The sequence below is a fragment of the Alteromonas sp. WD8-37 genome, from assembly GCF_055326825.1.
Map to the genome: position 1 here is coordinate 146108 of NZ_JBUZOV010000002.1, position 12615 is coordinate 158722.

A 12615-nucleotide genomic window follows, 5' to 3' on the forward strand; every position below is an offset into this window, starting at 1 on the left:
TTTAATTATACCCACAAAACACGCACCGCCAAGCCTCTGTAATCATTTTGTAAAAAAATTAATTCACGCAACGCATTCGCACCGGCGATTAGCGCATTGTGATTGCATTTTTGGTGCCCTCTGGTCATGCTAGAGCCCTTTAAATCTCAATGAAGGCGGAGTACAGCATGAGCTATGAATCACCGGTGTGTGTGGTAACCGGCGGCAGCCAGGGCATAGGCCTGGCAGTGGCAGAAAAATTTGCCGCCAAAGGTTACCGGGTATTTAACCTGGATATGTGCGACTTTGCCCGGCCGGTGGAAAATGCCCAGTGGCTGGAATGCAATGTAGCGTATACCTCGCAGGTGGCTGCCTGTGTGGATAAGGTGCTGACCCAGACCAACCGCATCGATGTACTGGTGTCCAACGCAGGGATCCACTTCTCCGGTACCATCGAGCAAACCAGCGAAGCCGAACTGGATCAGGTCTTTGCCACCAATGTGAAAGGCGCCTACGCCGCTATCAAAGCCGTGCTGCCCACCATGCGTGCCCAGCAGCGCGGCGCCATCATTTTAATGGGCTCGGATCAGAGCCTGGTGGGCAAGCCATCCTCGTTTGCCTACAACTTAAGCAAAGCCGCGCTGGCGTCAATGACCAAAACCACCGCGCTGGATTATGCCGCTGACAATATTCGGGTGAATGCTGTATGCCCGGGCACTATCGAAACACCGTTGTATCACAAGGCGATTAATCGTTATGTCGAGGCCAGTGGCGCTGATAAAGCCCAGGTGCATGCCGAGGAAGCTGCTGCGCAACCCCTGGGGCGCTTAGGCCAGCCCGAAGAAGTGGCCGAGCTGGTGTTGTTTTTAGCCGGCGATAAGGCCACCTTTATCACCGGCAGCCTACAGGTGATTGATGGCGGCTATACCGCACGCTGATGCAACTAATCGACAGCCACCTGCATTTTTTTGCCCCGCAAGACGGCGACTATCACTGGCTGCAGCCGGATAAGCCGCCTCACTGGCCGGATAAAGCCCAGCTATATCAGGCATTCGATGAAGCTGCGTTGAACTCGGCGGGGCCGTGTGAATTGCGCGGCCTGGTGCATATCGAAGCCGGCTTTGATAATGCCAGACCCTGGCGCGAGGTGGCCTGGTGGCAGAGCCGGGTACAGCAGCCGCTGCGCTGTGTGGCCGGCATTGATTTGCTGGGTAAGGCGTGCACCGCCACCCTGACGCGACTGGCGGACTATGTTTCGGTAGTGGGCGTGCGCCATATTCTGGACAACGAGGCTGTGGCAATTCTCAGCCAGCCGCAGGTGCGGGCAGCCTTCGCTGCGCTGGCAGCTCGTGACTGGCATTTTGAAGCCCAGTATCCGGTGGCCGATGACACCGCCACCGACTTATTGCTGGAGCATGTGGCCGCCACCGGAGTGCGCTGTGTGATCAATCATGCTGGCTGGGCGCCGCAAGATGCCAAGGGGCAGGGTGCCTGGCAAGCCAATCTGGCGCGCCTGGCTGCCTGCCCGCATATTGCCATTAAAGCCTCGGGCTGGGAGATGCTCGGTTCGCAACGCCAATGGTCAGAGGCCTGGGCCCAAACTTGCTGGCAGCAGGTGCTTAGCGCTTTTGGTCCGCAGCGGGTAATGGCGGCCAGTAATTTTCCTTTGTGCCGGCTGGCTTGTTCCTACGCAGAGTTTTGGCGGCGTACCCTGACGCTGCTTAACGCGCTGGCGCTGGATGCAGAGCAGCAACAGGCGGTGCTTCACGACAACGCCGCCCGCTGGTACCAGTTTGACTGAGATTCAACAAGAACGGTAGATGACAAAGCTGTAACAACCGGGCTTGCGGGTGGGGCGTATATAACGCCAAAGGAGACAACTATGCGTTTAATCATAAGTATCGTGGCTGCTTTTGCTCTGCTGGGCAGCGGCTGCAGTAGCCAGGACTGGCAAACCGCCAGCCGTGAACCAGCCGGCATCGCGCCGGCGCCGGAATCCACCGAACAGGCGGTGATTGAAGTGTATGCGGCTGATGCCTTTGGCTGGCGCGGCTGGGTTGCGGTGCATACCTGGCTGGCAATCAAACCTGCACAGGCTAACGATTACACCGTATACGAAGTGGTGGGCTGGCGCACCGAAGATGGCTTGCCGGCGCTGGATGCCTATCGCACCACCACGCCGGATCGCTATTGGTATGGCGCGCGGCCGGAGAAATTGCTTTCATTGCAGGGCGACAAAGCCGCCCGGCTTATCCCACAGCTGCGTGCGGCCATTGCGCGTTATCCGTACGCAGACCGTTACCAGGTGTTTCCCGGCCCTAACAGCAACACCTTTCCAGCCTGGGTGGCCAAAGAAGTGCCCGAGCTAGAGCTGGAGCTGCCATTTCGCGCCATCGGCAGTGGCTATGCCGATTAAAATAACTTCTGGCTTATTTGAGCGCCGTCACCGTCATATGCGGTGAGCGGTAAACAATCTCATCATTAAGCTCAATGCCAATCCCAGGCGCTTCAGACACTTCGATGTAGCCATTTTTGGGCTGCGGATCCTGAATACACAGCTCGCGGTTCCATGACTTGGTGGCATAGGTGTGATGTTCGTGGATTAAAAAGTTAGGAATAGCGGTTTCCAGGTGCAGGCTGGCTGCGGTGGCCACCGGGCCGCCACACACATGGGCCTGAATGCGTACATCGTACACATCAGCATAATCACAGACTTTTTTGGTTTCAGTAAAACCGCCGCACAGGCCAATATCCGGTTGCAGCACATCGATGGACTGATCTTCTAAATACGGGCGGATATCCCAGCGATGGTATAAGCGCTCGCCGCCGGCGATGGGGACATTGACCCGCTGGGCCACTTTGTCATGCAGCTTAGAATTTAAATAATTCACCGGCTCTTCATAATAATAACAGCCAATTTCTTCGACCATTTCACCAAGCTGGATGGCAGTGGATGCGCCCAGTAAGCTATGACATTCAAAAATGATATCGCCTTCATCGCCCATGGCATCGCGAATAGCCTGCAAGCGGGCTTTAAATAATTTCATTTCAGCGCGGCTAAACAATTTGGTGCGATCAAAATGCGTGACGCCGTCTTTGTCGTACACAATGGGATCGACCTTGACCGCAGTGTAGCCGTCAGCCATGGCTTTTTCGGCAGCGCGGCCATAGTCGGCCGGGGCATTGAGTTTGGTGATCTGGTCATCCCAGTCAAACTGCAGCTGGCTGGCATAACAACGTAATTTGTCATTGGTTTTGCCACCCAGTAACTGATACACAGGCACGCCCAGGGCTTTACCGCGAATATCCCACAGCGCAGTATCAATAGCGCTCATGGCGGCATAGATCACCGGGCCGCCACCCAGTCCCCAAAAGCTTTCGCGTAGCATCCGGCTCCACAGGTGCTCAGTATTAAACGGATTCCAGCCAATCAACATGGCCTCGGCAATTTCTTTGATCATATGGGCCGCTGCGCTGTGACCCAAATCATAGGCCAGCCCGGCTTCGCCCACCCCGGTGATCCCCTCATCGGTATACACCCGCACAAATACCGGGTTCCATGGTGGACGCTCCGGGCATTCAATATCAAAAATTTCAACTTTGGTCACTTTCATGGCAGTTCCTGTATATGGTTATTCGCAAAAACCGGGGTCGAGTCGATAGGCTTTTCGTAGCATGGCGGGCCAGGCTTTCTGGCCGCCGGTCTGGCCGGCATGCACGGTATTGGCCTGCTGGTAAATGCCGGCCACAATATCATCGGGAATGGCAATGACCTCGCGCCCTGAATTCATCAGTTCCAGCTGAATTTCGCAGGCTCGTTGCAGATCGTAAAAACGCATAAAGGCATCGCCCACGGTGGGGCCTAAGGTCAGCCCGCCATGGTTGGGCAACAGCATATGATTGGTTTGCCCCAGATTTTGCTGCAAGCGAGCACGTTCATCATCGTTTACCGCCAGCCCTTCATAATCGTGATAGCTCAGCGACGGCAGCGAAAACAACGAATACTGGCTCCAGGGCTGAAGACCGCCTTTTACTGAGGCGACTGTGATAGTGGCCTTAGTATGCAGATGTACAATGCTCATGGCATCGCTGCGCGCTTCATGAATGGCACTGTGAATGGTAAAGCCGGCCGGATTGATGGTGTCGTCGGTGTCATCCAGAATATTGCCGTGCAAATCCACCTTGACCAGATTGGAGGCAGTGACCTCCTCGAAGGTCAGGCCGAAGGCATTGACCAGATAATGGCGGGTGCCGGGCACTTTTGCCGAAATGTGGGTATAGATTAAATCGCCCCAGCCCATATCGGCCACCAGACGGTAGCAGGCCGCCAGGTCGACCCGGGTTTGCCATTCAGCTGCGCTGACCTGGCCTTTCTTACTGGAATATTGCAGTTCAAACACAGTGACTGTCTCTTGCTTGTAATTGATGGATGCAGTAGAACCATTAAAGCTAACAGACGTCTAGACGGTTAACAACATTCGTTTAGTAAACTCTGTTTGCAGATTACCGGGTCGGCTGTGTAGCCTGCACAAATCCATCGCGCAATGGCACCAGGTGATCCGGGTAGGTCAGGTCGCGGTGCGACAGCTGATAGATATCGGCTTTTTTCATCTTCTGATCATTGTAAGTGAAAGATTGCGGCAAACGTGCAATGCCCGCGTCACTGGTACAGTGATACAGCATGGTGGTGGGGGTGAGCCAGCCTAACTGTTGGGTGACCTTCCCATTGATCCCGGTAGCCTGCCAGGTGGCCCGATGGGCAGCACAGGCCGAGGTTTCCAGCGCACCGGCTTCGGCCTGGGGTAGCTGCCAGCGGCCGTTATCATCGGCAACCAGTAACACCTGTTGGTTGGCAACAATCAAACAGGCGCCATGGGCGGCGGTGACCGCCACCACAGCCTCTGAGCGGCACTCAGGTGCAGCCAGTTCAGCCGGGCCACAGCCTGTCAGACTGACCAACCCAGCCAGACTGGCAAACCAGGCGGTGGCGACGCGCCGAGGATTATTTTGCCTGGGCTTCGGTGGTAATTTGCAGCACAATTTTATCAGACACATCCGGTACATATTTATCCAGGCCAAAGTCAGAGCGCATCACCGTCGTGGTGGCATTAAAGCCGATGGCCGGTTTTTCGGTCATGGGGTGTTTGGCCTGTTTGTTTAAGGTGGCATCAAAGGTGACCTGACGGGTGGTGCCCTTAATGGTCAGATCGCCTGTCACTGACAATTGATTGTCGCCGTTGGCCGTGACCTTAGTGCTTTTAAAGGTGGCTTGCGGATATTCATCCACATAAAAATATTCTTCGCCTAAAAATTCTTCATTTAGTTTGTCTGAATAGCTGTCGACCGTTTCCACATCAATGGACACCTCAATGCTCGACGCACTGACATTGTCATTATCATAGGTCAGTGAACCCTGGGCCCCGCTAAAGGTGGCGGTGGGGTAGGAAAACCCAAAATGACTCCAGGATACAATTACATTGGTGTGTTCCGGATCGATACTGTAGGTCATAGGCTCGGCCATGACCGGGGCAGACAGAGCAGAACAAAGTGCGGTAGTGGCAACAGCAGCAGAAAGTCGACGCATAACATTTTCCTGTTTGGTTGGTGGCAAAAGTGCCTTCATCGCTGTTTGTAATCGCGGTATTGGTAAACGGTTCATCTTCATTGCCGTGGTTATGCGAATCAGTTGTGTGATTACTTCGAACCTTGCGGACAGGGCAGCAGTTGCCACACCTGCACGTGAGCCGGGCAGCGGCCTTTAAGCCCGCCTTTAACCGGCGAGTCCTGCAACAACAATGGCTGATAGGCCGATGCATAGGCGGTATGTACCCACTGGGCCGGCACTGAAAATGGCGGGCCGGGCATGGCATGCTGATCATAGTCAAAGGTGATCAGCAGCTGCGGGGCCTGTTCGGTCAGGCTAGTCAGATGGCGAGTATACTGAAGGCGCATAGTGTCAGGTAATGCCACCAGCGCAGCGCGATCATAGATGCCGGCCACCGGTCCCAGCGTGGCTGGCGTCAGGGCAAAAATATCGCCTACTAAGACGGTAATGTTGCCGACCTGATAGCATTGGTGTACACCCGCGTTGCTCACGGACGGCGTCAGCCCGGCTTCAGAAAAAAACTGTTCTACCGCCAGGGTGCTCAGTTCAACGCCCACCACCTCATAGCCCTGCTCGGCCAGCCACAGCATATCCTGGCTTTTACCGCACAGCGGCACCAGGATCCGGCTGCCGGGGGCCAGGCCTAGCCGGGCAAAATGCCGGGACAGTGCCGGGTTAGTGGTCTGTTCGTGAAAGCCAATATCATTGGCTTGCCATTTTTGATGCCAAAAGTGAGCGTCCATGGGTAAAGTCCGGCAAGAAGAAAAGTCTACCTTACCTGCAAAGCCGCCCGTCGCAAAGCTTACGCCGATAAAATCTCGTACTCGATGGGCTTATAGGAAAAGTTATTGGATTCACCGGCAGAACAGGCAGTTAGCCCCACAATCATATCCATCTTGGCTTCGAAGACCGTGTAGTCGCCGGCTTTACTTTTGGGCGGTAGCACCGCCAGTTTGCCCGTGCTGTCTACCGCTACATTCATAAAGGTATTGAAGGTGGTGGCAATCAAGTGTTCGGGTATACCGTATTTGGCAAAGGCTGCAGCCAGGTTGCCATGGCAACCTGGCACCGGCTCTTCATCCGGGTAAAAATGGCGAAAGGTGGCCTTGCTGCAGGGGGTCAGTAAAAAATCATGGTCTTCCACTGTATCTTCAATGATTTCAAACATCTCATGACTTTCGTTGGAATACAGCTTAGAGCCGGTTTTAAAGGTCAGGCTTTCGTTGTAATCCAATGAGCGGCCGGATGACAAATATTCGTGATGATTCTGGGCATTAAATGCGTACAGGTCGGCGACCTGTTCACCTTGGGGATCGATCACTTTTAAACGTTGGCCTTGTTGCAGTTCAAAGGCGGTACCGCTGCGCGGAGCAATAGTATGCACGGGTTAAGTTTCCTTATTGACGTGAAAGGGGCACTGCCAGTCTTCTTCCAACAGCCGCCCGCTGTATTGTTTGGCTTCTGAGTCTGTACCATGATTTTGCAGCATTGGATTAGCTTCGCCGTTAAAAGCATCATCCCGCTTGCGGATATGATCGCGAAATTGTTCAAATCGACCCTGCTCACGCAGATGCTCAAATTGCTGGTGCAGATTAAACACGATGGCCGGACTTTCGAAGCGCCGACTCTTGCGGCGACTGGCCGGGTTTAAACAAATGATAAAAAACGCCTGGCCGCCGAGGCTGTAACTAAAGTCGGCGGCTTCGGGGTCCTGGCTGACCGACTTGTCCCAGGGGTGCAGGCGGGCATCAATCTCATGCAGCTGCTGCAGTTTTTGCCATAGCAGATATTCATACTGGCGCTCGGTGTAACCGTAAGGGCCATCAAATGCGCACACGAAGGATGAAAACATATGTTGGCGCAGATCAAAGCCGTCGATAAAGTCGTACAGGTCGCTCAGAATATCTACATTGAGCTGTTCATCGTCCAGACTATCGTATTCATGGCAATGCACCTGCTGTTTAGACAAGGCGGTTTTGGCCCCCACACAGGGAAACGCTTTTTGGCCGATAAACTGCTGCAACTGTTCATCCAGCTGGCGCAAATGGGTTCGCATCAGCCATCTCCTTCTTCAGCATTGGTATGCGTGGCGGCCAGGCGTGCTGTTTTGCGCTCGTCATCGGTCGGCAGGCGCGCTACATGGAGACCATTTTCTTCATAATCTGAATTGATACAGCCTTGCTGGGCGTATTGTTCTAACACTGCTTTATTCGGATACACGCCCCATTTGTCATGATAAATCTGGGCATTGCGGGTGAAGTCGAGCACATGATTAAGCGGGCAGCGGTAGTTGGCGCGTTCCTGGCGAAAAGTCACGCTATCAGCCACGGCAAAGGCTAAGCCTAGCGTGCGGCAGTTGGTGAGAAAATCCTCATCATTGATGCCAAAGCCATCGTAGCGGTCATCGAACCCGCCGGTGCGGCTGAAATCTTTTTTATGAATAAAAAACAGTGCAGCGCGATCATTATCGCACACAGAGTTTCCATAGTTTTCTCGCTGTGTTTGTGATTGTAAAAATGCATATCCCTGATACAGGTCGCCTTCGGCTACCCCGGGGTAGGCCTGGCTAACCACCACCGTGCCCTTGGTTAACAAGGCTGTGTGCTGAGCAATAAAGTCAGGCGCCGGCAATACATCCACTGCCATGTAGCACAGGGCGTTGTTACGTGCTTCCAGCAAACCTTTATTGCGCGCTCGGGCGATGGGCAGAGCTTCGGTTGTGACAAATTTATGCGTGATAGTAAAAGCCTCAGAGCGAACCAGTGAGTGCGGTGATGGCGAGGTCATCCACACCACCACCAACTCATCGGGCAGTGGGTCACACTGCTCCAGATGCGCAATTAAATTGCGCAACTGCTTAGTGCGATTTTTAACAATGGTGACCAGACTGGTTTTCATCTTTACCTCTTACTTACTCTTATCTGGAGAGGTAATAAGCAAACATTTTGCCAGTCTGGTTCAGTGTTTAAGGTTATGATTTTCTGAAGTTTTAAATAAAGAATTTTGCAATTTTTCGCATGTCTTCTGCTTTTGGCTGCAATCTCTGCAGGCCGCTATGAAGCATTTTCTGGTACAAAAGCGTGAGCACAGCCACAGCGTTCTAACCTGCCTGTTAACTCGTTTTGAACGTCCACGGGTGAGGAAGGTGTCGGCCACATTGACAGCTGCGATGGGTGGTAACAGGCGGGGTTTAGTCGAATTGGGAGGTTAGTCAAACTTCTCCGATTTTTGGCATAACATTATTAATTTCAATGGTTTATAAACTTTTAAGGCAATTAGTCCAGTTGTCCGAGTTCTTTACAGGCTAGGATCACTGAATAGATAAATTTAATCCTTAAAAATACGAAAGTTTGTTTTGTATCAATACCTTAAAAAACATGGCACACCTTAAGCAATAGTTCTCATGCAAGTTAATGAGTGGAATACAAAATACTACAAAGAGGTGATAGCGATGATGTTCTTAACTGCAAAATCAACCATGAGAAATATTGTTGCCCCGGCCGCCCTGGTGTTATCAATGAGCCTGAGTGCTTTTTCTGCCCATGCCAAAGTTATTGCCGGCAGCAGTGAAGGCCATGCGATCAGTGTCGATTTGATGATGGATGGCCGTAGCGTGGATTTTAACCTGCCTGTGCGCACCCATGGTGAAGCGCCGGATCCATATCGTATTACACGCATTCTGGGCGGACCGGGTTCGCCTCTGGCCACGCCAATGCGCGATCCGTTGGGCGGCCCCATCGCTGGGTTACTGCGTCAATTCACCTTAGGCGGGCATGCCATGTCTAATGTGGATGGTGGCTTGGGCAATCGCCGGGCTCGGGGCGCCTCCGGCATTATCGGCCCGATGCCGGATCGCGATATCGGGCCTATGCCGAATGGTGATATACGTCCGGAACGAATGATTCCTGACAGCTTTTTTGATATTCCTTTTGATGTGTTTTCGCTGTCGCGCATTTCGGGTGATTATGGGGACTGGAATATGCGTGGCGGCTCTTTTATTAGCCCGCGGCTGATGCGTTTGCTAGCCAGCATTGGTGGTGGACCCAGACTTGCTCTTGATGGCCTGCGACCCGAAAATGGCATGATGCGCCTGCCTTCCTTTACCTGGGAGAATTTTGCTGGCGTGAGCGGACTGACCTTGTTTGTGAATGAACAATGGCGCCGGTGCGTGGCCTCTGAATGTGGTATGTGGGTAAATGCGTTACGCTTTAACTTTGATGGTGTGATGCTGCCCAACGGTAACGATATTCGCACGCTGGATGATGATGAACGCGGTCTGAATGGCGACATCATCCTGGGCCGCTCTGCTGCCCGCCTGGTAGCAGTGCCAGCACCAGCGACGCTGGGGCTGTTTGGTCTTGTACTGATGGGTGTGACCCTGTTACGCAAACGTCGTATTCATCAGTAATCCATATCTCATTACCAAAAAGGCCCGAAAGGGCCTTTTTTATTGGGATAATTTTGACCCACTGTGGGTGACTTTGGCCGCGCCACCCATTAGTTTAAGGTTACTTCTGTACCAATCATATCGGTGTATCAATGCTCTGAATACCACCGAACTGCAACCCGAATCAGAAAAACTACCGTAATAGGAGCACACTATTAAATCCACTCTGGAGCATCTATGATTAAGTGGCGTCACAGCCTGCTGGCCGCAGCCATCACCATCAGCGGGTTGGTTTCCGCTGCCGACAGCATCAGTCGCGAGCAGGCGCTTAGTACCGCACAGACCACCGCCCGCACCATGGCGTTTAAAGATGCTGGCTTTGAGGCCGGTAAATTGCATAAGAGCTGGAAGTATCTGGCGGCTGACAATTTTAGTGTGGTAGAAGCCGGCGATCAGGGGGTTGTGATCAAAGCGCGCAACACTGAGTTTGACCGGGTGTTGTATTTTTCCATCGCCGCCAATGGCGAAGTCATCGCGGTGTCGGCCACCAACCCGGTCACTGTGCAATAAGCATCTGCACTGAGCTTATCAGCGCAGTCCTTAGGGCTAGCCTGCTTAACGTGGCTGGCCGGTACCCCAAAGCAGATTAGACGGGCGCCGCAAAATACCATTTTCAATGGTAAAGCCGTTTGGCCGGTCTTGTTTCACCAGCACCGGGCCATCCAAGTCCACAAAGCTGGCGTGCTCGGTCAGCAAGTAAGCCGGCGCCATCGCCAGCGAAGAGGCCACCATACAGCCCACCATAATATCCAGCTGATGATGACGGGCCGCACGCAGCAGCGACATGGCTTCAGTCAATCCGCCGGTTTTGTCCAGCTTGATATTGATGGCCTGATACCGGCCCACCAGCGCCGACAGTGATGCAGTCGTATGGCAGGATTCATCGGCGCACAGTGGCACTGGGCATTGATAATCGGCCAGGGCATCATCTTCACCGGCCGGCAGAGGCTGTTCAATCAGCGCAACATTGAGGCGGGCTAACTGTGGTGCCACCTGTTTAAGTAAATCCAGGCTCCAGCCTTCATTGGCATCTACGATAAAACGGCTGGTGGGGGTAACTGCATGAATAGCCGCAATCTTATCCACCACATCCTCAGGATCCAGTTTGATTTTGAGTAATTCAGCGCCAGCCAGTGCCCTGGCATCCTCCTGCATGCCGGCCAGGGTGCCGACACTGATGGTTTGAGCTGTGACACACGAGGCTGGCTCGGTCAGCCCGGTAAGTTGGGCCACCGGCTGCTGTTGTTGCTGGGCACGCAAATCCCACAGCGCGCAGTCTAAGGCATTGCGGGCCGCGCCGGCCGGCAGGGTGGCATTCAAGCGAACATGATCATCCACACAGGCAATCGATTGCCCAATCCGGTTGAGGCTGGCCAGAGTGCCCTCGAGGGTTTCATCATAGCGCGCATAGGGAACGGCTTCGCCCCAGCCAGTGTGAGTACCGTCTGATACTTTGACGACCACCACATCGGCGTGGGTCTTAGCGCCCCGCGAGATCCGAAATTCTCGGGCCAAAGGCAGCTGTTCATGCGACGCTTCGATAGTTAATCGCATAAGCGGGCCACCAGAGAATCGACGCCATGGCGTACTGGGTCTACACAGGGCAAACCCAGTTGTTCGGCGGTTTGTTTACACCAGCGGCGCGCTTCTTCATCGTCCACCGCCGAGGTGTTCACTGCAATGCCAATCACCCGAGCCTTTGGATTGGTCAGTTGCGCGGCCTGCAGATTTAGGTCGATGGTTTGCTGTAAGGTTGGCTGGGGCACATGAGGCAGCCCGCGCATATGATCGCGGTTTAGCGCATGGCAAATCACCAGCGCATCAGGCTGTGAGCCATGCAGCAGGCCCAGGCTGACGCCCGCAAAGGCCGGATGTGAAAGTGAGCCCTGGCCTTCGATAATATCCCAGTGGTTATCATTATTATCCGGGCTTAACGACTCGGCGGCGCCGGAGATAAAATCCGCCACCACACAATCCAGCGGCACGCCTTCGCCAGCCACCAGGATCCCGCTTTGGCCGGTGGCTCTGAACGTGGCGTTCACACCTTGCTCCTGTAGGGCGCGGGTCAGACACAGCGAGGTATACATTTTACCCACCGAACAGTCCGTGCCCACGGTCAGCAGGCGCTTACCGCTACGCTTTTGGCCGCGGCCGGTGGTAAAGCGGGCTTGCGGATGGCGGATATCAATCAGGCGCACATTGTAGCGGCGCGCGGCATCCACCAGTTCGGCGTAGTCGGTAAGCTTATCGTGCAGGCCACTGACAATGTCCAGGCCGGCTTCAATGGCCTGGTGCACGTGGGTCAGATAGCGTTCATCCAAATGGCCGCCGCTATTGGCAAAGCCCAGAATAAAGCTTTTGGCGCCGCGCTCCACTGCCTGATCGATAGATAATTCCGGGCAGCCGGTGCTGACTTCACAACCAGGCAGGCGTAGCTCGCCCACACATTTTTCGGCCCGCCAGTCTGCAACACTGCGGGCCATCTTAATACTTAACGGATCGGTGGCATCACCGATAAATAATAAATAGGGGGCTTGGATCACAATCGGGTCCCTTGGTAGCCGCGGATGGTTGTCACACAGAT

15 protein-coding genes are annotated in these 12615 nt (G+C 54.0%); 5 read left to right on the forward strand and 10 right to left on the reverse strand.

The annotated features are described in order from the left end of the window. Positions 1-167 precede the first annotated feature (167 nt). The 3 genes from ACTUJZ_RS06040 to ACTUJZ_RS06050 all read left to right on the forward strand — a co-directional run bounded on the left by ACTUJZ_RS06040 (position 168) and on the right by ACTUJZ_RS06050 (position 2395). The gene (locus ACTUJZ_RS06040) at positions 168-917 is read left to right on the forward strand and encodes an SDR family NAD(P)-dependent oxidoreductase (RefSeq protein ID WP_463635391.1); all 750 of its coding nucleotides are present in this window, start codon (positions 168-170) and stop codon (positions 915-917) included. Beyond that, positions 917-1780, forward strand: a complete 864-nt coding sequence (locus ACTUJZ_RS06045) for an amidohydrolase family protein (RefSeq protein WP_463635392.1) — start codon at positions 917-919, stop codon at positions 1778-1780. Before ACTUJZ_RS06040 ends, ACTUJZ_RS06045 begins: the two co-directional genes overlap by 1 nt. 81 nt (positions 1781-1861) lie before the next feature. After that, positions 1862-2395: a DUF3750 domain-containing protein gene (locus ACTUJZ_RS06050; protein WP_463635393.1), complete on the forward strand. Its 534-nt coding sequence runs from the start codon at positions 1862-1864 to the stop codon at positions 2393-2395. A gap of 13 nt (positions 2396-2408) precedes the next feature. On the opposite strand, the gene ACTUJZ_RS06055 is transcribed toward ACTUJZ_RS06050, so the two are convergent. The 8 genes from ACTUJZ_RS06055 to ACTUJZ_RS06090 all read right to left on the reverse strand — a co-directional run bounded on the left by ACTUJZ_RS06055 (position 2409) and on the right by ACTUJZ_RS06090 (position 8482). Next, positions 2409-3593: a mandelate racemase/muconate lactonizing enzyme family protein gene (locus ACTUJZ_RS06055; RefSeq protein ID WP_463635394.1), complete on the reverse strand. Its 1185-nt coding sequence runs from the start codon at positions 3591-3593 to the stop codon at positions 2409-2411. Positions 3594-3611: 18 nt separating this feature from the next. After that, a complete protein-coding gene (locus ACTUJZ_RS06060) occupies positions 3612-4379 on the reverse strand; it encodes a class II aldolase/adducin family protein (RefSeq protein ID WP_463635395.1) in 768 nt (255 codons plus the stop codon). Positions 4380-4482: 103 nt separating this feature from the next. After that, entirely contained in the window at positions 4483-4938 is a 456-nt protein-coding gene (locus ACTUJZ_RS06065; protein WP_463635396.1) for an NUDIX hydrolase, read from the reverse strand. Between the two features lie 43 nt (positions 4939-4981). Further along, positions 4982-5563 (reverse strand): YceI family protein, encoded by a 582-nt coding sequence (locus tag ACTUJZ_RS06070; protein ID WP_463635397.1) that lies wholly within the window; start codon positions 5561-5563, stop codon positions 4982-4984. Positions 5564-5673: 110 nt separating this feature from the next. Next, complete coding sequence (tmpT, locus tag ACTUJZ_RS06075; protein WP_463635398.1) at positions 5674-6327, reverse strand: thiopurine S-methyltransferase; 654 nt, start codon at positions 6325-6327, stop codon at positions 5674-5676. Positions 6328-6386: 59 nt separating this feature from the next. Then, positions 6387-6968, reverse strand: coding sequence for a DUF1989 domain-containing protein (locus ACTUJZ_RS06080; protein ID WP_463635399.1), 582 nt, complete (start codon positions 6966-6968; stop codon positions 6387-6389). A gap of 3 nt (positions 6969-6971) precedes the next feature. Further along, entirely contained in the window at positions 6972-7640 is a 669-nt protein-coding gene (gene gntA / locus ACTUJZ_RS06085; protein WP_463635400.1) for a guanitoxin biosynthesis heme-dependent pre-guanitoxin N-hydroxylase GntA, read from the reverse strand. After that, complete coding sequence (locus ACTUJZ_RS06090) at positions 7640-8482, reverse strand: glycosyltransferase family 2 protein (protein ID WP_463635401.1); 843 nt, start codon at positions 8480-8482, stop codon at positions 7640-7642. Before ACTUJZ_RS06090 ends, gntA begins: the two co-directional genes overlap by 1 nt. A gap of 553 nt (positions 8483-9035) precedes the next feature. Between ACTUJZ_RS06090 and ACTUJZ_RS06095 the strand changes: the two genes are divergently transcribed. Together ACTUJZ_RS06095 and ACTUJZ_RS06100 are read left to right on the forward strand one after the other, a co-directional pair. Beyond that, entirely contained in the window at positions 9036-9992 is a 957-nt protein-coding gene (locus ACTUJZ_RS06095) for a PEP-CTERM sorting domain-containing protein (RefSeq protein ID WP_463635402.1), read from the forward strand. A gap of 216 nt (positions 9993-10208) precedes the next feature. After that, positions 10209-10541 (forward strand): DUF6488 family protein, encoded by a 333-nt coding sequence (locus ACTUJZ_RS06100; protein ID WP_463635403.1) that lies wholly within the window; start codon positions 10209-10211, stop codon positions 10539-10541. A gap of 45 nt (positions 10542-10586) precedes the next feature. On the opposite strand, the gene dgcA is transcribed toward ACTUJZ_RS06100, so the two are convergent. Then, entirely contained in the window at positions 10587-11585 is a 999-nt protein-coding gene (gene dgcA, locus ACTUJZ_RS06105; RefSeq protein WP_463635405.1) for an N-acetyl-D-Glu racemase DgcA, read from the reverse strand. Beyond that, the gene (gene dgcN, locus ACTUJZ_RS06110; protein ID WP_463635932.1) at positions 11576-12577 is read right to left on the reverse strand and encodes an N-acetyltransferase DgcN; all 1002 of its coding nucleotides are present in this window, start codon (positions 12575-12577) and stop codon (positions 11576-11578) included. The genes dgcA and dgcN overlap by 10 nt, the downstream gene beginning before the upstream one ends. Between the last annotated feature and the right edge of the window lie 38 nt (positions 12578-12615).

Bases quoted from the DNA above. Each gene is read 5' to 3' on its own strand.
- ACTUJZ_RS06050 (WP_463635393.1), top strand. From the start codon at position 1,862: ATGCGTTTAATCATAAGTATCGTGGCTGCTTTTGCTCTGCTGGGCAGC.
- ACTUJZ_RS06090 (WP_463635401.1), bottom strand. From the start codon at position 8,482: ATGAAAACCAGTCTGGTCACCATTGTTAAAAATCGCACTAAGCAGTTG.
- ACTUJZ_RS06070 (WP_463635397.1), bottom strand. From the start codon at position 5,563: ATGCGTCGACTTTCTGCTGCTGTTGCCACTACCGCACTTTGTTCTGCT.
- gntA (WP_463635400.1), bottom strand. From the start codon at position 7,640: ATGCGAACCCATTTGCGCCAGCTGGATGAACAGTTGCAGCAGTTTATC.
- ACTUJZ_RS06040 (WP_463635391.1), top strand. From the start codon at position 168: ATGAGCTATGAATCACCGGTGTGTGTGGTAACCGGCGGCAGCCAGGGC.
- ACTUJZ_RS06045 (WP_463635392.1), top strand. From the start codon at position 917: ATGCAACTAATCGACAGCCACCTGCATTTTTTTGCCCCGCAAGACGGC.
- dgcA (WP_463635405.1), bottom strand. From the start codon at position 11,585: ATGCGATTAACTATCGAAGCGTCGCATGAACAGCTGCCTTTGGCCCGA.
- ACTUJZ_RS06095 (WP_463635402.1), top strand. From the start codon at position 9,036: ATGATGTTCTTAACTGCAAAATCAACCATGAGAAATATTGTTGCCCCG.
- tmpT (WP_463635398.1), bottom strand. From the start codon at position 6,327: ATGGACGCTCACTTTTGGCATCAAAAATGGCAAGCCAATGATATTGGC.
- ACTUJZ_RS06055 (WP_463635394.1), bottom strand. From the start codon at position 3,593: ATGAAAGTGACCAAAGTTGAAATTTTTGATATTGAATGCCCGGAGCGT.
- ACTUJZ_RS06100 (WP_463635403.1), top strand. From the start codon at position 10,209: ATGATTAAGTGGCGTCACAGCCTGCTGGCCGCAGCCATCACCATCAGC.